Consider the following 20,344-nt stretch of genomic DNA (forward strand, 5'->3'; position numbering starts at 1 on the left):
CGATGCTGCTGCGTCTGCGTCTGGTGCTCAGCAGCCTGGCGGGGGCCAGCCTGCTGCTGCTGCTGCTCTGCCTCGGGGCCCAGAACCTGGACCAGCGCCCCCGGCTGTGGCTGGGCCGGGGCAGCACCGCCCCCCTGCCGGCGGGCTTTCTGGTGGGGGTGGCCCTGGTGGCCGGGGTGATCAGCGGCGGCTGCTCGGCGGCCCTGCTGCTGCCGGTGCGCCGGCCGGAGTCCTAGGAGCCCGGCAGGGCGAACAGGCTGCCTTCGATCACCACCCGGCTGATGCCCTGGGCCAGCAGGAACGGCGCGGTGCGCTGCAGCAGGCCGGTGTCGGGCAGCTTGATCACCCGCTGGTTCCGCCCGCAGTGGCGCTTGGCCTGGCGGGGATTCACGAACACCATGAAGGCCTGCCGCTCGGCCTCCTCGTCCGGCAGCGGGCCGAGCTCGGTGAACTCCCGCAGGGGCCGGGCCTCCAGCTCCACCTGCTTGTCCACCAGGAGGTAGGCGCTCTCGGGCAGGGCCGCCTCGGCCAGGGGCCGGCAGGTCACCGGCTGCGGCTGCTGCTCCAGGGCAAGCACGGGCACCGCCATGAACGTGGCGGCATCGTCGCGGTCCGGGTCGTCCCCGTCGGCCTCATCGCCGTCGTCGCTCTCGTCGTCGCTCTCGTCGTCGTCGCCGAAGTCGTCGGCGTCGTCGATCGCCAGCACCCGGCGGTGGTGGGGAGCATCGGCCTCCTCGTCGTCGAAGGTCTCGGAGGCCTCATCGGCCGCCTCTGGGGCCTCGTCCCCGGCCGCCGCTGTGGCCGATTCTTTGGAATCCTCAGGGGCGGCCGCCGTGGCCTCCTCTACGGCGGCCTCGGGTGCCGGTGAGGTGGCGGCAGCGGCCTCCCTGTCCATCGCGGTGCCGTCGGTGGGGGCAGGGGTGCCGGCACGCGCAGGTTTGCCGCGCCGCAGCTTGAGGCCCTCGTACTCCTGGGGGTCGAGGGCCGCCTTCACCACCCGGGTGATCGTGTTGGCGCTGCAGCCGAACACCTTCGCCAGTTCCGTGCTGGAGTCCCCAGCCCGGTAGCGCGCCACCACCTCACCCTTCTGGCCGTCGGAAAGCCGGCTCGCCACCATCGTCCGTCGCATCCAGAGCAGGCCAGTGTAGGCGCCACCCTCCAGGGGACTGCCACAATGCCCCGAGCCGGCCCGCCGGGCCGGACTGCTCCCTTAGCTCAGCTGGATAGAGCAGCTGCCTTCTAAGCAGCCGGTCGTTGGTTCGAATCCAACAGGGGGCGCTTGCAGAAAACCCATCTCCAGCAAGGGTTTTCAGCGATCTCTCCGCCATCCTCCTCACCGCATGGCGCTGGATGCCGCCGTGCTGGATGCCCAGGCTGGAGTGGACCAGGGGTGAACCACTGCCCTCAGCGGCTGCCTCGCACCTGTGGCTGATCGGCCCGGTATCGACCGGACTCGATTGGCGGTGGAGTTCCCTGCCCCAACCGTGCGGCTGGGGGCTGTCCTTCACTCTGGAGCACTGCTCGAGATCCACGTCACGAGAACGCACCATCGCGGCCTCTGAGACTGATGGCCATCGCGGTGCAGAGCGTTCCTGCGGCTGGTGCGACCAATGCTCCGCAGCTGCTGCACGTGCACTACGGGTCCCTGGGCGTGCTGATGTTGAAGCGGCGTTGGACCCAGCCGGGGAGTCCGTGATCCCGGCGTGCCCTGGTGATGAATGGATGACATCAGGGAGAGTGCGTTGGGGCACCAGCACGCCTCGGCCTCGACCATGGGGAGCACCCGGTGGACGTGCATGCCCATGCGATCGCCGTAGGTCAGCGCAGCTGGCGGGGTCACTGCGAGCCTGCCGCAGGCCTCCTCTTCCTTCACCCGGTGAATGAAGGTGTCAGGCCGGCTTGGGAAAGTGTCAGGCCGGCATGGGGAAAGAGAAGCATGGATGCGAATTGACCAACATTTCGATCCGGCATAGGGTGGTCTGGCTTAACATCAACGTACGAAGATACGTAGATACGTACGCTCAGGCACGTTCCGGATCCTGAACCTATGGCCGTCAGTCTTCGTGAACACACACACAGGGTGCTGACGCGCACGTGGCACAGCCTCAAGCGATTGGAGCAGCCCAGCCGTGGGCAGGCCAGAACCCCGGAGGTCCTGGTGCTGACGCACCGTGAAGACCCGCGGTCCAATCTGCTGTCAGCGGAGCTCCAGCAGTCAGCCCACTACTGCGGGCACCGCTTGACGGTCCTTGACCTGGCGACCGAGGAACCGCTGCATGAGCTGGGGCAGTACCAGTGCATTGTTCTCACCACGGGCGTCTTGGGAAGCCGTGGGCAACCAGAGCTCGCACCCCTGGTTGCCCACATCCGCAGCGGCGGTGGCCTGGTCGTTCTGGCGCCACCCTCCACAGCAGAGCTGGACGAGGTGATCGGGATCCGCGGGCCGACCGCAGATCATGCTGCTTCCAGCTCGCAGCATGAGGCCATCCATTTCTGCCATGACCTCTTCCCCGGGCTCAAGGGCACGACAGTTTCGACGCGCGAGTTGGCAAGCAGGATCGTTGAGTGCGATCTCTACCCCCCGGATCAATTCACAGTACTGGCCGAGGCCGTTCCATCGCGTCGGCCACTCGCCTGGAAGGGTCGATACGGAGAGGGAAGAGTGGTGGTCTGGAATACGGAGGTCATCACCCATCGGCTCTGCCGCGGCCTCCTCGTGCAATCACTCCTGGCAGCACAAAAGTTAGGCGTGATGCCGATCGCCAATGCCGCCATGATTCATGTGGATGACTTTCCGGCGGCCTTCAGCGATCTCGACAGGAAGCCCCTACAAAATGAATTCAATACAACATTTCTTCCCTTCCTGGAGAACATCTGGCTGCCAGACATCCTGACCATCAGCGAAGAATTCGGCATCCATCTCACCTTCTTCATGCCCTTTGCCTACAACGCAACCGTAAGTCCCCCCTTTGACTTTCTTGAGTTTCATGCCCCAAGCAGTTACAGAAAGGGCAGCAAGCTTCCGTTTGCTGTTCGATGCTGTCGCGCGATCGGCAAGCAGCATGAGCTGGCTCTTCATGGCTACAACCACATCCCTCTCACGCTTACCAACTGGAGGTCGAAGAAAACTATGGTGAGAGCCCTTCGCAGAACGTTGAAGAAGTGGGAAAAACATAACCTGGGCCCTCTCCCCCGTAGCTATGCACCACCCATGAACAATATTGACCCTGCTGGCATCCGGGCGGTATCAGAGGCTGTGCCGTCCATCAAGGGGATATGCAGCTGCTTCGAGGGTGATCCGAACCTTGGAGAAGCACGGGAATTTGGTCCCGAACCTTGGGACTCTCAGCTCTTCAGTCTTCCACGGGTCACGAGTGGCTATGTCCTGACCCCCCTTCAGCAGCTGATGACTGTGTGCCAGGTAGCCATGATGGGTGGTTGGACTCACTTCATCCATCCAGACGACATCATTGACACACCTGACAATGATACAGAACTCGAATGGAGAAGAAATCCAAAGCACCTTGCCTGGAAAACAGGAAATGCCTGCACTCTTTTAGGCGCGTACCGCCAATGGCTCCAGTTCATGAAAAACAACTATCCTTGGCTGAGGTATCGCACCACAGCAGATGGCCTGCATGCCGTTCAAAACTACCTGACATCAAAGCCAAAGGTAAGCCACCTTCCGGGAAGAATTGAAATCAGCGCACCCGTCGGCACCTACCTTCTCCTACGTCTGCAGGAGAGCGAAAAAACTAGGGAGATAACCGCCAAACGGTTAGAGATTGTACATCATGACGTCCTTGAAGACTTCGAGATTATCGTGATACAGATGTGTGCTGATACTGCTACACTCTCTTACAAGCTGTAGTCACTATTGTCAGACCATGGAGCGCCTCAATCTCAGCGCATCAGCAGGTTCCGGCAACAGCGTTGAAGCCTCCATACATGTAGCGCGTTATATGTTGGCGGAGAAGCTATGCCGCGGGAAATCAGTTCTTGATGTGGCCTGTGGAGAGGGGTATGGCGCTTGGCTGATGGCCGAAAAATGGGGCGCTAAACACGTTCTCGGGGTTGACTATTCATCTGAAGCGATCCACGAAGCGAATTCGCACTTCAACTCATCCAAGCTGCACTATCTACAGCATTGTGCTGAATCCTTGATTGAGCTTAGGGATTACGGACCCTTTGATCTGATTGTTTCGATTGAGACCATCGAACACGTCAAGGACGTTGATACTTTTCTGGATGGGGTGAAGAGCTTGATGGCCGATGATGGCATCTTCATCTGTACTGCCCCCAACGACGAATGGTATTATGGCGCAGGTGAATCTACAAATCCTTACCATCTGAGAACCTTTACCTATGGCAGCTTTCAAGACCTCTTGAACAGCAGGTTTCCCCAGGTTTCCTACGGAGTTGGAACAAAGGCTCTTGGATTCACCAATGTCTACCTCGACAAGCAGCATCGCCAGGAGGTGAGCCTGCTCAATCAGATCTGTCAAGCAGAGGCCATGGCTTCTGTGATGATCACCCCTGGCAGCGAGAGCAAAGTTAATCCCAGCACTACTGCCTATTTTTTTGGTATTGCCGGACATCATCATGAGCATAATTCCTCCGCACTTTACCCCGCACCACTCAGCAGCCATCTTTCCATTCCGTCGGCTTGCTCACAATCCATTGCAAAGCCTAAGATTGCACTGATTGCAGACCGCCCAGGCTGGGCCTTCGACAATATTGCCAAGAACATTCAACGCCATAGTGGCAACAACTGCTCGGTTGATATTCATTACTTGATTAACTACCCGAGCTACGCTGCCATGTACAGAGAGTTCTTTGGCGACGTTCTCCACTACGATCTGTTTCACTTCTTTTGGCGCCCTTCCTTGTTTGCTCTCTTTGAGCCCGAGAACCTTTATGCCGCAGCCCAAGACCTGCCTGACAAAGATAGAGACTTCTTTCTTTGGAACACGGCCATGGCGACAAAAACAACCTCCGTCTATGACCACCTATTCCTGAGGGACGACCCCCAGGACACCACCATGCGAAGCTTCATGCCACTGGCCGATAGCTACTCCACCTGTTCTCAGAAGCTGGCAGATATCTATGCTTCAGTTGACTTCATCAGCCCGCCAAGCCAAGTGATTACTGATGGGATTGATCTGCAGATATTCAAACCCCACAGAATCGAAAGGCTGCAAGAAGACGGCTCAAAACGTGAGGTTGTAATTGGTTGGGCAGGCAACAGCAATTGGAGAGGCCCCAACAACGAACACGAACAGGATGACCACAAGGGACTCAGAAGTGTCATTATCCCCGCTGTCGAGAGACTCCGGCAGGAGGGAGTATCAGCTCGAGGTCAATATCAAGATAGGGAGGTTAACTGGATTGAACACCACCTCATGCCCGACTATTACGGCCAGATTGATATTTATGTCAACGCTTCCCTGCACGAAGGCACCCCGAACCCTGTCTTGGAAGCCATGGCATCTGGCCTGCCAGTGCTCACCACCGATGTTGGTGTGGTCCGGGAGCTGTTCGGCCCATTGCAGTCGCGCTACATCGTTCAAGATCGAAACTCACCGGAGTTCTACGCCAAGCTGAAGGAGCTCGCAACAAGTCCTGAGCTGAGAAGTCAGCTTTCAGCGGAGAACCTTCAGTCAATCCAGCCATGGTCGTGGAACGTCAAAGCCAGAGACTGGCTTGCCTTTTTCTCGCACGCCATTGACGCTCGACTTGAGTCGAGCCGGCCCCACGAACAGTACTGCGTTCTCCGGCATCTTTGGAACCAGGCCTCAAGGCAGCATCAAGACGCGATTGAGAGACAACACTTGTGTGCGGCCATCGAAACTCTCCAGCGTGAACTCCAGCGTGAATGCGAAGCAAAGGGTTTGCTGCTTGAAGGAAGTCAGACATTGATCAAGTCCATGGGCCAGTTGCTCGAACGCCAGCGGAGCTGTCTGTCGAGATCCCTTCACCACCAGAAGCACGCCACCGACGTACCTCCCGAAGCACGCTTGGACCACCTGTGAGCCTGCAGGATCAGAGACCAGGCGCATAAGGCTTTCCACCCAATGGCCCCGGGCCAGCTCAGGCAAGCCGTGCGGCCAGCCACGGCAGCACAGCTCCGGCCACACCCCCCCCGACGGCCGCGGCACCGATCAGCTGCGGCACGCTCCAGCGCCACTGCAGCAGGGCCCACAGCGCCAGTAGCAGCACCACGGCGGCCGGAACGGCAAACTGGCCATCCGGCCAGAGCACCGGCCGGGCGAACACCACCGCCAGGCTGGCGATCACCCCCACCACCGCCGCCGTGATCGCCGTGAGCGGGGCGCCGAGGCGCAGATCGTCGCGGCTGGCCTCCACCAGCGGCGCCCCGGCCAGGATGAAGCCGAATGAGGGCAGGAAGGTGAACCACACCGTGACCAGAGTGGCCGCCACCGCACTGGGCCAGTGGCCCAGGGAGCCGTTCCAGCCGCCCATGAAGCCCACGAAGGCCACCACCATGATCAGCGGACCCGGCGTGGTCTCCCCCAGCGCCAGCCCGTCCACCATCTGGGCCGCGCTGAGCCAGCCGAACTGCTCCACGGCCCCCTGCACCACGTAGGGCAGCACCGCATAGGCGCCGCCGAAGCTGAGCAGGGCCACCCGCGTGAAGAAGCGGGCCATCAGCGCCAGGGTTCCCTCCCAACCGCCGGTGGCCGTGAGCAGGGCCAGCGGTCCCAGCAGGGCCAGGCCCCAGGCGAGCAGGGTCGCCGCCAGGCGGCGGCGCGAGAAGCGGGCATGGGCGGGCGTGGGCGTGTGATCGCCGTGAATCGGCGCCCCGGGCCCTTCTGGCCCTGCCGGCTCCTCTGGCTCTGCCGCCGCTGGTGCAGCTGCGCCCCCGCCCCGGCCCGGCGCCATCAGCAGCTGCGGACGCCAGCGGCCCACCACCAGCCCGCCGAGCGCAGCCGCCAGCACCACCAGCGGGTAGGGCAGCCCCAGCACCACCAGGGCCAGGAAGGCCGCCGCGGCGATTCCCGTGAGCAGGGGGGTGGCCAGGATCCGCTGTCCCAGGCGCCAGGCGGCCACCAGAACGATCGCCAGCACCGCCGGCTTGAGCGCCGTGAACACCGCCACCAGCAGCGGCAGCTGCCCCCAGAGGGCATAGCCGCTGGCCAGAGCTATGAGCACCAGCACCGATGGGGCGAGGAACAGCCCGCCGGCGATCAGCCCCCCGGGCACCCCATGCATCAGCCAGCCCAGGTAGGTGGCCAGCTGGGTGGCCTCCGGCCCCGGCAGCAGCAGGCAGTAGTTCAGGGCATGGAGGAAGCGCCGCTCACTCAGCCAGCGCCGCCGCTCCACCAGCTCCCGCTGGAGCAGGGCGATCTGGCCCGCCGGTCCCCCGAAGCTCACCAGCCCCAGCGTCAGCCAGAACCGCGAGGCCTCCCCCAGACCCACGCCTACGGCAGAGCGTTCCGCAGGGGCGGCATGGGCGGAAGACGAGGGGCGGACCATGCCGGAGGATCCGGATCATCGGGAAGCGGCCACCATCCTCACCGGGCACCAGGATCGCCGGCCATGCTCGAACGCCGCAGGGGGTTCCGCTGCACGCAGCTCCCCGGTTCATGCCCCGGTTCGTGCCCCTGTTCATGCCCGCTGCCATGGCCTCCGCCCTCCAGCTCAGCGCCCTCGATCTGGGGCTGATCGCCCTGGCGGCGGTGGCTGCCGGGCTGGTGAACGCGATCGCGGGGGGCGGCTCCCTGATCAGCTTTCCGGTGCTCACCGCCGTGGGGCTGCCGCCGGTGGTGGCCAACGTGACCAACACCGTGGCCCTGCTGCCGGGCTACGCCGGAGCGGCGGCCGCCCAGCGGGGCGACCTGCGCGGCCAGCGCCGCCGGCTCCTGCTGCTGCTGCCGGCGGCGTTCCTGGGGGGACTGCTGGGCGGGGTGCTGCTGCTGGTCAGCGGCGAGGCGCTGTTCGCCAGCCTGGTGCCCTGGCTGATCCTGGTGGGCACCGCCCTGCTGGCCCTGCAGCAACCGCTGCGCCGGCGGCTGCTGGCCCATCCCCACGCCAGCCGGCCGGAGCGGCTGGAGGTGCTGGCACTGGCCCCGGTGTTCCTGGCCTCGGTCTACGGCGGCTTCTTCGGGGCGGGGCTGAGCGTGATCCTGCTGGCCGTGCTGGCGGTGCTGCTCTCCGGCAGCCTCACCCGCCTCAATGGCCTCAAGCAGGCCCTGGCCCTGGCGGTGAATCTGGCTGCGGCCCTGCTGTTTCTGGGCTCGGGCCAGATTCACGCCACCGCGGCCCTGGTGATGGCGGCGGGGGCCACGGCCGGCGGTGCCCTCGGGGGCCGGCTGGCCGGCCGCATCAATCCCGAGCGGCTGCGGGCGGTGGTGGTGCTGCTGGGGCTGCTGGTGGCAACGGCCTTCTTTCTGCGCTGAGCCAGACAGCAGGCTTGATTTCCCTGGTCAATGACGACTCCGCTGCGGAGGATTCCGCAGAAGGCCCCCTGGCAGACAGGCTTGCTGGCCGTGGGCCTGGCTGGCCCTAGCCCAGGCTGGCCAAGATCGTCCAGGGAATGTGCACCTGGCGAGCCGCCGCCATGCCTTGGTCTTGTGAGGAGGCCTTGTGGGGATGGCGATGCCCCATGATAGGCAACCAAGCCTGAAACCGGTGAGCGATTTTCTAGGGAGTGGCCTGCAGATCCTGATCGGCATCGGCCTTCTCTTTGCCGGCGGTGAACTGTTCGTCGCCGGTTCGGTGGCGCTATCGCTGCTCCTCGGAATTCCCCAGATCGTGATCGGGCTCACGGTGGTCTCCCTGGGCACCAGTGCCCCGGAGTTGTTCGTGAGCCTGATCTCAACGGTTCAAGGCAATTTCGGAATCGCCGGGGCTGATGATCTGGCGGTGAGCAATATCGTGGGCAGCAATATCTTTAATGTTCTTGTTGTTCTGGGCCTCAGCGCACTCGTCGTGCCCCTGCGCGTCAAGAGCAGGCTGATACGCCGGGATGTGCCCCTGCTGCTGGGCGTGTCGATGGCGGTCTGGGGAATGGCGTCGGGAGGCCGTCTCACGTGGCAGGCAGGTGCGGCACTGTTGGTGGCCACGGTGATGAACATCGTGTGGGAAGTCCGTACAGCCAGGGAAAACCCGGATGAGCCCGATGCGATGGATGGCTCCGGGAGCCACACCCCTGCGGTGGCCGCCCTCAAGCTTGTCTTTGGGCTGGTTCTGCTGGTGGGCGGATCCCAGCTGCTGGTCACGGGGGCGACAACGGCCGCCCTCGCCCTCGGGGTGAGCACCACCGTGATCGGTCTCACGATTGTGGCCGCTGGCACCTCCATGCCGGAATTGGTCACGTCCCTCGTGGCGGCCTATCGGGGCAAGGCGGATCTGGCCATTGGCAACGTGATCGGCAGCAACCTGCTCAACCAGCTGGTGATCCTCGGCCTGTGTGCAGCTGTCTCGGGCACGCGGGGCCTGGGCGTCGACCCTGTGATGATTCAGCGGGACCTGCCCATCATGGTGATCACCACCCTGGCCTGCCTCCCCATCTTCTGGTCCCACGGCGTGATCACCCGACTGGAAGGTGCAGTGCTGGTGCTGCTGTACGGGGTGTATCTGGCGGAACAGTTACTGGGTTCCCTGGCTCCGGGCTACAGCGAGGAATTCCGCCTGGGCGTCCTGATCATCCTGCTCCCCGCCACGCTGATTTTTGTTGCCTGGCAGGTTCTCGCCTGGCGGGAAGAGCGTCGCCACTCCTGAGCGCGCCATGGCCGATCTGATGGAGCAGTTGCCCCGGATCATCCTGGAGGCCGCGGAATCCAACCCACTGCTTGGGTATGGCGTGATTGCCCTGGTGATGTTTCTGGAAAATGTGGTGCCGCCGATTCCTTCGGAGCTGGTGATGCCCCTGGCCGGTTTCCTGGTCGAGCAGCAGAAGCTGCTGCTGTTGCCCACGGTGCTGGCAGGTCTCCTCGGCACCGTTCTTGGGGCATGGTTCTGGTATGGGATGGGCCGTCTGGTGAATGAGCAGCGGATCGAAGGCTGGCTCCGCAGCCATGGCCGTTGGCTGGGGCTCCGGCCGGAGGATCTGGCCAGAAGCCGCCGCTGGTTCCATCGCCACGGAGTGGCTGTGGTGTTCTGGGGGCGGATCATTCCAGGGGTGCGCACCTTTGTCTCACTTCCCGCGGGGATTGAACTGATGCCCCAACCCCTGTTTCTTGCCTGGACCACGGCCGGCAGCCTGATCTGGATTCTGTTGCTCACCCTGGCGGGTCAGGCTTTGGGGGCAAGCTATGAACAGATTGGCCGTGTCCTGAAGCCCTTTGGTGACGTGCTGACCGCGACACTGCTGGGCGTTCTACTTCTTGCAGCAGTGGCCTTCATTGTGCTGTGGCTGCAGAAGAAAGGGCGAGTTCCTCGAGGGAAAGCGTGAAACCACCTGACGATCCTGCGGTGTTCATGGGTTGAACAGACACCCGTTTCCATCCATCACGCCCTCAGGGTGGGGTCACACGTCCTGCCATGCACGATGATGTCTTCCCCCCTGTCTGCCCTGCTGCTGCTGTTGCTGGGCGCCCTTGTTGCTCGCCTCACGGCCAAGCGGATGAAACGGTGGGCCGTGCCTGCCCTTGTGCTTGAGCTGCTGGTGGGTTTTCTCCTGGGGAACACCGTGCTGCCGTTCAGCCGGATCCAACCTCTCTCAGGGATCACGGATCTGGGAGTTCTCACTCTCTTCTTTCTTGTTGGCCTGGAGGTGCGTGGTGGACTCCTGGGCCCACGCCCTGGTGTCGTGCTGCGACTGGTGCTGCTTTCCGCTCTCACACCACTTCTGGCCTGGTGGCCGCTGAAGCACCTGTTCAACCTGGCCGGCTCCACCACGGTGCTGTTCCTGGCGGTGCTCAGCGCCACGGGCACAGGAGTGACGCTGCGGGCGCTGTCTCAGGGCGGTGCCCTGCAGACACCTTCTGGCCAGTTGCTGGTGGGAGTTTCAGTGCTTGACGACCTGCCTGCCATCCTGCTGCTGATGCTGGCCACGCTTCTTGGATCCGCGACAGGTGCACCTGGGGAAGCCAACCCAGCAGCTGGGAACGCACTGTTGGCCACCGGGCTGGTGTTGGCTGTTATGGCCCTGAGCTTCCCGCTCTGCCGCTGGTGGCGGAGTCATCGCGGACGCTGGACACCTGATGCGCTGGGAGTGATGCTTGTGCTCGCTGGCAGCAGCTGGCTTGGGGAGGTGTCCGGCCTCACCAGCTTGCTGGGCGCCCTCTGGGGAGGCATGCTGCTGCGGCAGCTGTTGCCGGAGCCGGGGCACGCGCAGTTGGGGCCAGGGCTGCATAGCCCACTGGCCTTGCTTTCGGACGTGTTCCTCCCGCTTTACTTCCTGAGTGTGGGTCTGAGCCTCGAGGCCGCCAGTCTGCTGGAGCCTTCGGCCTGGGGGATGGCAACTGTGCTGTTCCTGGTGGCCGTGCTCTGCAAACTGATTTGCGGGGTGGGAATCAGCCAGAGCGATGAGCAGGCAGGGGTCTGACGTGGACCCCGGGAATTGGTCCAGGGTGAATGAGAGTCCTCAGCCGGCCAGACTGGGCCGGGGACTTCACCATGAAACGCACCAGGCACACAGCGGAGCAGATCATCCGCAAGCTCAAGACCGCCGACCAGCTGATTGCCCAGGGCAAGACCGTCGCCGATGTCTGCCGCGTCATCGAGGTGACGCAGCCGACGTATCACCGCTGGCGGCAGCAGTACGGCGGCATGCAGGCCGAGGAGGCCCGCCGGCTGACGCAGCTGGAGAAGGAGAACGCCCGGCTCAAGAAGTTGTTGGCAGAAGCCGAGTTGGAGAAGGCGATGCTCAAGGACCTTGCGGAGGGAAACTTCTGAGCCCGGAACGCCGTCGCAGGGCCGTCACGGTCCTGCAGGAGCGTTACCGGGCATCAGAGCGCCAGGCCTGCCGTGTTGTGGGGCAGCACCGCAGCACCCAGCGCCATTGCGGGAAGGTCGTCGACCTGGAGGAGACCAAGCTTCGGCACCGCCTGAGGGAGATTGCAGCTGAGCACATCCGCTGGGGCCGCCGCATGGCCTACCGCCTGCTGCGTCGGGAGGGCTGGACCGTGAACCACAAGCGGGTGCAACGGCTCTGGCGGGAGGAGGGGCTGCAGCGGCCCACTCCCAGGAAGCGGAAGCGGGCACGGCCCGCCGACGGCTCGGTGAGGCGTCACCGGGCCCAGCATCCCCACCAGGTGTGGGCCATGGATTTCCAGTTCGATGCCACCGCCGATGGCCGCAGACTCAAGTTCCTGAACGTGATCGACGAGCACAGCCGCCTCTGCCTGGCGATCCGGGTGGGCAGGCGGTGCAAGGCCAAAGACGTGGTGACTGTGCTGGAGGAACTCACCAGCCTCTACCCGGCGCCAGCGTTCATCCGATCGGACAACGGCCCTGAGTTCATTGCCCAGGCTCTACGGGACTGGTGTGAGACCAATACCACCACCAGCACGGCCTACATCGAGCCAGGATCCCCGTGGGAGAACGGTTTTGCCGAGTCGTTCAACGGCCGGTTCCGGGATGAGTTCCTCAACACCGAGTTGTTCACCACAGCCCCGGAGGCTCAGATCCTGGCCGATCGCTGGCGATGGGAGTACAACACGCTCAGGCCACACTCGGCCCTCCAAGGGCGTACGCCCATGGAGGCAGCTCAACAAGGAGCTGCAGCATGACCATGACCACCCACTCTCATAAGCCCTGGACCGATAAAGGGGGTCACGTCAGGTCGACCGATGGATCGTGGTGTTTGGGCTCATCCCCCGTGGCTTGCCCGGCCTGGTCTTTGCCTCCACGGCGCTGAGCAAGGGGATGATCACTGCCCAGCAGTTTTCTGCCCTGGTGCTGATGGTGGTGGCCACCACCGTGATGGGTCTCCTCCTGCTGGAGCGTCGGATGGCCAAGGTCACAGGGGCCTGAACGCAGGCCTTAGGCGACTGTTCCCTCATTCTTTCCCTCGATCGGGCCCGATCGTCAGCGCACAGACCGCACTCTGTGCTGCGGTCTGATGGGCTCCCTGGACAACCACCTGACCAAGGAACGAGACGTTCGCAACTCTCGAGCCTGGCAACGGTTGCAGGGGTGGAAGTGGAGGCAAGGGGGGAAGCGGAGGCAGGGGCGGCAAACGGACAGGCCTGCGCCGTAAGCCCGACAGAACGACAACCACGCTCAGACAGCACACGCTCAGAGAACCACGCTCAGAGAGCACAGGTGAAGGGGGTGCTGCTACAGGTCACAATCAACTTAGGGCCAGCCCAGCGATGGGGAACCAGTCAGTCTCCTGCGGGTCGGCTGACCCAGAATACCCAGGGTTCAGCCGTTCCAGCTATTCCATGTCGCCCAGGGACGAGCAAATCAGCTAGCCAAGCGGTGGGCAACCGGGGTGCACTTCGGCAGCACAAGCCGGCGCAACCCCCGGCCTCACCCCATGGCGACCCCTTCTCTGCACCTCACCGGCGCAGAGGAGCAACGACTCACCGGCCTGGAAGCTGTGCCACTGCTCGTCGGAAGTGAGCGGTTCGGTGCTCAGGATCGTCACCACATCCGTGGCAGTGGTGAGAGCGGAGAAATCCACCTGCCAGGAGGAATCGGCGAGGGTGGCCCGGCGGAACGGGGCCCGGCGCGTGAGCCAGTGCAACCGGCTGGTGGCGGTGGCGAACAGCCACTGGCCATTGCTGACCAGGGCATTGAAGGTGCCCCGCTCGGCCAGGTGCGCAGCGAGGCCATGCAACTGGTCGAAGATGGCGCCGGGATCCAGGGGATCCGCACCGGCTTGCTCCAGCTGCTCGAGAATCCAGCAGAAGGCGGCCTCACTGTCGGTGGAGCCGAACGGGCGGTAGCGGTGGCCCAGGGGGATCTCTCCGCGCAGATCGCCGTTGTGGGCGAACACCCAGGTCTGCCCCCGCCAGCGGCGGGAGAAGGGATGGCAGTTCTCCAGCGCCACCTCCCCGCGGGTGGCCTTGCGGATGTGGGCGATGCTCACCAGGGCCCGGGGCGAACGTTCCGCCAGCTGATCCGCCAGGGCGGAGAAGGCGGCCGGGGCCTCCTCCCGCAGCAGGGTGAGGCCCTGGTCATCCGGCGTGAAGCTGGCCAGGCCCCAGCCATCGGCGTGCTCGCCGGTGCCGCCGCCCCGCCGGCTGAGCCCCCGGAAGGAAAAGCCCATGTCGGTGGGGGTGTTGGCGTTGAGGCCCAGCAGTTCACACATGGCAGGCTCAGCGCGTCCTGGCGAAGAGGCGATCCCAGAGGCCGCCCTTGCCGAAGAACTCCTCGTTCACCTGGCTCCAGCCGCCGAAATCCTGCACCGAGAAGAACCGCTTCACCGGTGCGAAGCGATCCTTCACCCGCGCCCACACGGTGGGGCTGGTGGGCCGGAAGCCCTCCTCGGCAAAGATGGTCTGGGCTTCCTCGGAGAAGAGGTAGGCGGCCAGAGCTTCGGCGGCCTCACGGGTGCCCTTGCGGTTCACGTTTCTGTCCACCACGGCCACAGGCCCCTCGATGCGGATGTTCAGCTCGGGCACCACGAAGGGATCGCGCAGACCGTCGCTTCTGGTGGCCAGGATCGCCTCATTCTCGTAGTTGAGCAGCACATCCCCCTGGCCGCGCTTGAGGAACACGTCGGAAGCTTCCCGCGCATCCTTGGGCAGGTTGTCCACCTTGCTGTACACGCTGGTGACGTAGGCCTCCGCCTGCTGGGGCGAGCCGCCGGTCTGGGTGATCGACCCCCAGAGGCCGAGGAAGTTCCAGCGGGCGCCGCCGGAGGTCTTCGGGTTGGCGGTCACCACCGTGACACCGGGCTTGGCCAGATCGCTCCAGCCGGTGATGCCCCTGGGATTCCCGGGGCGGGTGAGGAAGGCCACGGCGGAGTTGGTGATGATGCTGCTGTTGGGCAGCTCCTGCTGCCAGCCGGCCTCGATCAAGCCGGCCTCCTCCAGTTTGAACACATCGGCGGAGAGGGCCAGCGTCACCACATCGGCATCGAGGCCGTCGATCACGGCCCGGGTCTGGGAACCGGAGCCGCCGTAGCTGGTCTTGATCTCCAGCTCCTGGCCGGTCTTCTGCTTCCAGTCCTCCTGGAAGCAGAAGACCGGCCAGGAGCTGGCGGGCCGGATCGGGGCCGCGGGAGCCCGGGCCCGCACTGCCGCAGCCGGCCAGAAGCACGAGGGCGGCGGCGGCCAGGAGCGCCCGCCGGCGCAGGGGGACAACAGGATCCATAAAACCCCGGTAATCCGATGGGGAACTGCAGAATGGTAAGGCCTTCGGAGCGATTCCGGGCCAGGGCAGGGTGGATTTCCCATCTGCGAACCGGCCTTTGCCTGGCACACTGGTCGCAGCAGCCCGTCCGCCGATGGCCTTCAGCGCCAAGATGGAGTACGGCCTGGTGGCCCTGATCGAGCTCGCCGCAGCCCACGCCAGCCGCGAGCTGGTGCAGGCCGGCGAGCTCTGCCGCCGCCACGACCTGCCCGAGCGCTACGTGGAGCAGGTGCTCACGCGGCTGCGCAAGGGGGGCTACCTCACCAGCATCCGCGGGCCCCGTGGCGGGTTCCAGCTCACCCGCTCGCCCGAGCGGATCACGATTGCGGAGCTGGAGCAGTGCCTCGACGGCGAGTCCACCCCGGAGCGGCAGGGAAACCGGAGCAACCCCGCCTTCCAGGTGCTGGACCGTCTGGCCGGCAGGGCCGAGCAGGCCCGCACCGCGCTGCTGGCCTCCACCACCCTGGCCCAGCTGCTGCTGGAGCGCGACAGCCTGCGGCAGCCGGCCCCGATGTTCTACATCTGAGTTCCACATCTGAGCCGAGGAGCGCCCCCAGGATTCCCCGGGCTCAGATGGCAAAGTCCGGCACGAAGGTGCGGGAATCGCGGCTGGTGATGTGGAGGGCATCCCCGGGCCGCAGGCTGCGATGGTCGATCCGCTCGCGCGGCAGCTGGGCGATCACCAGCTCACCGCTGGCCAGGGTGAGCTCGGCCTGGATGTCACGCCCCAGGTGCGTGAGGCGGCGCAGCACCGCCGGCACGCTCCCCTCCCGCGGCAGGCGATGCAGCTCGAGATCGTGGGGTCGAATGAACAGCTGGCCCCCTGGCCCGCAGTCCTTCGCTGGCTGCTGGGCGGCACCGGCCAGGGGAATGTGCGGCGGCAGCACATTCACCGCCCCCACGAACCGCATCACGAACGGACTGGCGGGCTGGTCGTAGATCTGGGCCGGGGTGCCGATCTGCTCGATCCGGCCCCGGTTCATCACCACGATCCGATCGGCCACCTCCATGGCCTCCTCCTGGTCGTGGGTCACGATCACCGTGGTGACGTGCATCTCCTCGTGGAGATGGCGCAGCCAGGCCCGCAGCTCCTTGCGCACCTGGGCGTCGAGGGCACTGAAGGGCTCATCGAGCAGCAGCACCCGCGGCTGCACCGCCAGGGCCCGGGCCAGGGCGACCCGCTGGCGCTGGCCGCCGGAGAGCTGGGAGGGGTAGCGGTTGCCGAAGCCCTGCAGCTGCACCAGCTCCAGCAGCTCATCGACGCGCCGGCGGATCGCCTCGTGCTTCCAGCCGCGCAGCTCCAGCCCGAAACCCACGTTCTGGCGCACGGTGCGGTGCTTGAACAGGGCGAAGTGCTGGAACACGAAGCCCACCTGGCGCTCCTGCACCGAGCGGGTGGTGGCCTCCTCGCCGGTGATCCACACCCGGCCGGCATCGGCCTGCTCCAGGCCGGCGATCAGCCGCAGCAGGGCCACCAGGGAGCCGGTGTCCACATCGAGGCTCACATGGTCCACCGCCCGGAAGGAGCCGAACTCCTTGCACACGCCAGCAACGCGGATACCCATGGCGGGGAAGAGAACAGGACGACGGGCGCCAGCCTACGGCATACATTCATTTCCCCACCGGTAAACCGTTGAATAAACAGCCGAACGGTGATACGGTCCGCCCACCTCTGGGTTCCCTCCATGGCTCCTGCGCTCCTGGCCCGCCGCCGGGGCTTCGCCTGGCCGCGCTGGCTGCAGCTCAGCTGGTCGTGGCGGATCACCTGGCTCGGCCTCAGCCTGGTGCTGTTTCTGCCTCTCGGGGCCCTGGCCCTCAAGGCGGCGGCGGTGGGGCCCAGCCAGTTCTGGCAGCTGGCCACCACGCCGGAGGCCCTGGCCACCTACCGGATCAGCTTCGGGCTGGCGCTGCTGGCCGCCCTGGTCAACGGCGTGTTCGGCGTGGTGATCGCCTGGGCCCTGGTGCGCTGCGCCTTCCCCGGCCGGCGCCTGCTGGATTCCCTGATCGATCTCCCCTTTGCCCTGCCCACGGCCGTGGCGGGCCTGGCCCTGGCCGCGATCTACAGCAGCAACGGCTGGCTGGGGGCTCCGCTGCAGGCCCTGTTCGGCCTCAAGGTGTCGTTCACCTGGCTGGGGGTGGCCATCGCCATGGTGTTCATCTCCCTGCCCTTCGTGGTGCGCAGCGTGGAGCCGGTGCTGGAGGCGCTGGAACACGATCAGGAGGAGGCCGCCTGGTGCCTCGGCGCCACCCCCCGCCAGACCCTGCGCAAGGTGGTGCTGCCCCAGCTGATGCCGGCGATCCTGGCCGGCGTGGCCCAGGGCTACAGCCGCGCCGTGGGCGAATACGGCTCGGTGGTGATGATCTCCTCCAACGTGCCCTTCCAGGATCTGATCACCCCCACCCTGATCATCCAGAAGCTGGAGGAGTACGACTTCGCCTCCGCCACGGTGATCGGCATGGTGATGCTGCTGTTCTCCCTGCTGAGCCTGCTGCTGATCAACGGCCTGCAGGTGTGGGGGCGCCACTGGGAAGCCAACCCTGCCCGGAGCGTCTGAGCCTGACAACGCACCGCGGTGACAACGCACCGCGATGACGACGCACGGCGATGGCGACGCACCGCAATGGCGACGCATCCCAGCCCCATCCCTTCCTCTGTTCCCTTGATTTCCGCTGTTTCCGCCGTTCCCCACCGCCCCATGCGACCCCTGCTGCGCTCCCTGGCTGAAGCCCTGCCCCGCCCATCGGCCTCCTTCCTCGTTCCCCTGATCGCCTGCCTCTACGTGGGAGTGATCATCCTCCTGCCGGCCCTGGAGGTGGTGGCCGGGGCCTTCGCCAAGGGGCTGGCGCCCTTCCTGGAGAACGTCCACTCCGAGGAGCTGCGCTCCGCGGTGCTGCTCACCCTGCGCTGCACCCTGATCGCCGTGCCGGCCAACACGATCTTCGGGCTGGCGGCGGCCACCGCGATCGCCCGGCGCCAGTTCCCCGGCAAGGCCCTGCTGCTGAGTGTGATCGACCTGCCCTTCTCGATCTCGCCGGTGGTGGTGGGGCTGATGCTGGTGCTGCTCTACAGCCCCACCAACGGCCTGCTGGGCGGGATCGTGAGCAGCCTGGGCTGGCAGATCATCTTCTCCTGGCCGGGCATGGCGCTGGCCACGATCATCGTGACCTTCCCGTTCATGGCCCGGGAGGTGATTCCCCTGCTCGAAGAGGAGGGCTGGGATCAGGAGGAGGCGGCCCGCACCCTCGGTGCCAGCAACTGGCAGGTGTTCTGGAAGGTCACCCTGCCCTCGGTGCGCTGGGCGGTGGTGTACGGCCTGATCCTCACCACGGCTCGGGCCCTGGGGGAATTCGGCGCCGTGGCCGTGGTGAGCGGCAACATCGCCGGCCAGACCCAGACCCTGCCGCTGTTCGTGGAGGACGCCTACAAGCAGTACAACACCGAGCTGGCCTATGGCGCCGCCCTGGTGCTCGGCGGCGTGGGGCTGGTGTCGCTGCTGCTCAAGCTGGTGGTGGAGCAGATGCTGGGGCAGAAGCACCCGCAGCCAGGCAGGAGCACCGCCCAACGCGCAGACACAGCCACGGAAACCGGCTGGGATTGAACTGCTGAGAATCCAGTGAGAGGAGGAGATCTGAGCGGTTCTGGCAATGCGATCGCCCAACGATCTTGCGCCGGATGGTTGACAACAACCACAGAAATGGTAAGTTGATCTCAACGGATGACGCGGCGAAGCGAATCACGTCACAGTGATTCCAAAGGCTTTGTCGCTGGTCCTGCATCACGCAACGTGCATCCGGCGAGAGGATTTCTCCCCTTTGCTGCTGTGGCGTGAGCAGGCTCCGTAGCGGTGAACTCACCGGCATAACTGCACGCGGCCGACGCGTCAGGTTGTTATTTCAATGCTCCCATCAACTCCTATGAACACCACGCTCAGCAACACCACCACAGCCACCACCATCGATGCCGCAGCCAGCGGCGCGCAGAACAGCAGCCCCATGACGGTGCGTGAGGCCGATGCGCAGCTGCGCCAGGCGATCCTGAACAAGAAGGAGGCGCAGATCGAGGCCTGGTCGCAGCAGATCGACCAGGTGCAGCAGGCCCTGGATTCAGCGGCTGACAATGTGCGCTCCGCCACGGAACTGCGCCTGGCTGAACTGACCCAGGCCCGCGACCAGGCCCGGGCCCAGCTCGAGCAGCTGCAACAGGCCACCCAGGAGAGCTGGGAATCGCTGTTGCGCAGGAGCGATGAGGTGTTCCAGAGCCTGGCCCGCCGCTTCCACGACTTCGCCACGCAGCAGCACTGAACCTGCCCAGCGCCGACACCCTGTACACCATCAGCTCCAGCGTCCCCATGCCTTTCTCCAGCACCGACACCGGCCAGCCCGGCCTCAAGGACCGCGCCAGCGGCGTGGTCGACTTCGCCGAGGCGTTCCGTCGGAGTGACGACGCCTCCACTGCGGCCACACCGGCCAGCCTCACCGAACGGCTGCTGCCTGAGGTGAGCGGCACGTTCTGGCTGCGGGTGAGCAGCCAGGCCCTGGCCGACACCACGCGCAGCCAGGTGCTTCAGATGGTGCTGCAGCGTGCCCTCCCCGCCGGGGTGTCCGTCGCCCTGGACGTGGACTGGCAACCGCCGCGCTGGGGACTGCCTGAGAACGCTCCGCCCACCGCCGAGGTGATGCGGCGATTCAGGCCCCTGGCGCAGAGCGCCCAGCTGATCCGCTGCACGGCCGATGAAGCCGAGTGCTTTTTCTCCAGCGACGATCCCAGCACCATGCATCGGCAGATGGCCCAGAAGCCGGCGGTGCTGGTGCGCCAGCGCGACGGTGCCCTGGCCTGGTGCATCGGCGGCCGCCAGGGGCGTATCGCGCCCGAACTGCTGCAGGGCGAGAGCGGCTTTCTGGCCCACCTGCTGGAGAACCTCTGCGCCCACCCGGCCCTGCTCGGCAATGCGGGCCCGGGCATCGACGCCATCGCCGATCCCGATCAGCTGGCGGAGCAGCTGCTGGCGGCGGCCGCGGCAGCCCAGCCGTGAGCTGGATCCGGGGAGTGGGGATCAACCCAGGCCATCGT

Annotated in this window: 20 protein-coding genes and 1 tRNA gene; 16 read left to right on the top strand and 5 right to left on the bottom strand. The window is 65.2% G+C overall.

The genetic code is table 11. From position 1 onward, the window contains the following. The first annotated feature begins 2 nt into the window (after window positions 1–2). Window positions 3–236: a hypothetical protein gene (locus tag CBM981_RS06980; RefSeq protein WP_087067829.1), complete on the top strand. Its 234-nt coding sequence runs from the start codon at window positions 3–5 to the stop codon at window positions 234–236. Here the strand turns inward: CBM981_RS06980 and CBM981_RS16095 are convergent. After that, complete coding sequence (locus tag CBM981_RS16095; RefSeq protein ID WP_304441611.1) at window positions 233–1,129, bottom strand: hypothetical protein; 897 nt, start codon at window positions 1,127–1,129, stop codon at window positions 233–235. The genes CBM981_RS06980 and CBM981_RS16095 overlap by 4 nt on opposite strands. Window positions 1,130–1,204: 75 nt before the next feature. On the opposite strand from CBM981_RS16095, the gene CBM981_RS06990 reads away from it, so the two are divergent. The 4 genes from CBM981_RS06990 (at window position 1,205) to CBM981_RS07000 (ending at window position 6,032) form a co-directional block, all read left to right on the top strand. Further along, window positions 1,205–1,278: transfer RNA gene (locus tag CBM981_RS06990), tRNA-Arg, on the top strand. A 289-nt stretch (window positions 1,279–1,567) separates the two neighbouring features. After that, window positions 1,568–1,696, top strand: a complete 129-nt coding sequence (locus CBM981_RS16030; RefSeq protein WP_255376847.1) for a hypothetical protein — start codon at window positions 1,568–1,570, stop codon at window positions 1,694–1,696. Between the two features lie 351 nt (window positions 1,697–2,047). Further along, window positions 2,048–3,871, top strand: coding sequence for a DUF2194 domain-containing protein (locus CBM981_RS06995; RefSeq protein ID WP_087067831.1), 1,824 nt, complete (start codon window positions 2,048–2,050; stop codon window positions 3,869–3,871). A 16-nt stretch (window positions 3,872–3,887) separates the two neighbouring features. After that, on the top strand, window positions 3,888–6,032 hold the full coding sequence (locus CBM981_RS07000) for a methyltransferase domain-containing protein (protein WP_087067832.1): 2,145 nt from the start codon (window positions 3,888–3,890) through the stop codon (window positions 6,030–6,032). Window positions 6,033–6,090: 58 nt separating this feature from the next. Here the strand turns inward: CBM981_RS07000 and chrA are convergent, their stop codons facing one another. Further along, window positions 6,091–7,497, bottom strand: a complete 1,407-nt coding sequence (gene chrA / locus CBM981_RS07005; RefSeq protein ID WP_087067833.1) for a chromate efflux transporter — start codon at window positions 7,495–7,497, stop codon at window positions 6,091–6,093. A 110-nt stretch (window positions 7,498–7,607) separates the two neighbouring features. Here chrA and CBM981_RS07010 point away from each other — a divergent pair, with 110 nt between their 5' ends. From CBM981_RS07010 to CBM981_RS15270, 6 genes are all read left to right on the top strand, one after another. Next, complete coding sequence (locus CBM981_RS07010) at window positions 7,608–8,420, top strand: sulfite exporter TauE/SafE family protein (RefSeq protein ID WP_225867582.1); 813 nt, start codon at window positions 7,608–7,610, stop codon at window positions 8,418–8,420. Window positions 8,421–8,619: 199 nt separating this feature from the next. Further along, entirely contained in the window at window positions 8,620–9,744 is a 1,125-nt protein-coding gene (locus CBM981_RS07015; RefSeq protein WP_087069260.1) for a calcium/sodium antiporter, read from the top strand. 7 nt (window positions 9,745–9,751) lie between these two features. Further along, window positions 9,752–10,417 (top strand): DedA family protein, encoded by a 666-nt coding sequence (locus tag CBM981_RS07020; protein ID WP_087067834.1) that lies wholly within the window; start codon window positions 9,752–9,754, stop codon window positions 10,415–10,417. Between the two features lie 132 nt (window positions 10,418–10,549). Further along, a complete protein-coding gene (locus CBM981_RS07025) occupies window positions 10,550–11,512 on the top strand; it encodes a cation:proton antiporter (RefSeq protein WP_157665366.1) in 963 nt (320 codons plus the stop codon). Between the two features lie 71 nt (window positions 11,513–11,583). Then, window positions 11,584–12,698 (top strand): IS3 family transposase gene (locus tag CBM981_RS07030; protein WP_369801674.1). Its coding sequence is split into 2 segments (ribosomal slippage): window positions 11,584–11,845 and window positions 11,845–12,698, totalling 1,116 coding nucleotides; the frame shifts between segments, so codons are not numbered across the junction. A gap of 94 nt (window positions 12,699–12,792) precedes the next feature. Next, on the top strand, window positions 12,793–12,942 hold the full coding sequence (locus tag CBM981_RS15270) for a hypothetical protein (RefSeq protein ID WP_157665367.1): 150 nt from the start codon (window positions 12,793–12,795) through the stop codon (window positions 12,940–12,942). 439 nt (window positions 12,943–13,381) lie between these two features. On the opposite strand, the gene CBM981_RS07035 is transcribed toward CBM981_RS15270, so the two are convergent. Both CBM981_RS07035 and CBM981_RS07040 read right to left on the bottom strand, forming a co-directional pair. Continuing rightward, entirely contained in the window at window positions 13,382–14,227 is an 846-nt protein-coding gene (locus CBM981_RS07035) for a class II glutamine amidotransferase (protein ID WP_087067837.1), read from the bottom strand. Between the two features lie 7 nt (window positions 14,228–14,234). Then, entirely contained in the window at window positions 14,235–15,224 is a 990-nt protein-coding gene (locus tag CBM981_RS07040) for a sulfate ABC transporter substrate-binding protein (protein WP_225867584.1), read from the bottom strand. A gap of 143 nt (window positions 15,225–15,367) precedes the next feature. Here CBM981_RS07040 and CBM981_RS07045 point away from each other — a divergent pair, with 143 nt between their 5' ends. Then, complete coding sequence (locus tag CBM981_RS07045) at window positions 15,368–15,799, top strand: Rrf2 family transcriptional regulator (protein ID WP_087067839.1); 432 nt, start codon at window positions 15,368–15,370, stop codon at window positions 15,797–15,799. A gap of 43 nt (window positions 15,800–15,842) precedes the next feature. Here the strand turns inward: CBM981_RS07045 and CBM981_RS07050 are convergent, their stop codons facing one another. After that, on the bottom strand, window positions 15,843–16,838 hold the full coding sequence (locus CBM981_RS07050) for a sulfate/molybdate ABC transporter ATP-binding protein (RefSeq protein ID WP_087067840.1): 996 nt from the start codon (window positions 16,836–16,838) through the stop codon (window positions 15,843–15,845). A 120-nt stretch (window positions 16,839–16,958) separates the two neighbouring features. On the opposite strand from CBM981_RS07050, the gene cysT reads away from it, so the two are divergent. The 4 genes from cysT (at window position 16,959) to CBM981_RS07070 (ending at window position 20,306) form a co-directional block, all read left to right on the top strand. Continuing rightward, window positions 16,959–17,828, top strand: coding sequence for a sulfate ABC transporter permease subunit CysT (gene cysT / locus CBM981_RS07055; protein ID WP_087067841.1), 870 nt, complete (start codon window positions 16,959–16,961; stop codon window positions 17,826–17,828). Window positions 17,829–17,969: 141 nt separating this feature from the next. Next, window positions 17,970–18,872 carry a sulfate ABC transporter permease gene (locus CBM981_RS07060; protein WP_087067842.1) on the top strand — a complete coding sequence of 301 codons (903 nt, stop codon included), beginning with the start codon at window positions 17,970–17,972 and terminating at the stop codon, window positions 18,870–18,872. Window positions 18,873–19,188: 316 nt separating this feature from the next. Continuing rightward, window positions 19,189–19,575, top strand: coding sequence for a hypothetical protein (locus CBM981_RS07065; protein WP_087067843.1), 387 nt, complete (start codon window positions 19,189–19,191; stop codon window positions 19,573–19,575). Between the two features lie 47 nt (window positions 19,576–19,622). Continuing rightward, complete coding sequence (locus CBM981_RS07070) at window positions 19,623–20,306, top strand: fructokinase (protein ID WP_087067844.1); 684 nt, start codon at window positions 19,623–19,625, stop codon at window positions 20,304–20,306. Window positions 20,307–20,344: the final 38 nt, after the last annotated feature.

The sequence above is a fragment of the Cyanobium sp. NIES-981 genome (assembly GCF_900088535.1).
Taxonomy (GTDB): domain Bacteria; phylum Cyanobacteriota; class Cyanobacteriia; order PCC-6307; family Cyanobiaceae; genus NIES-981.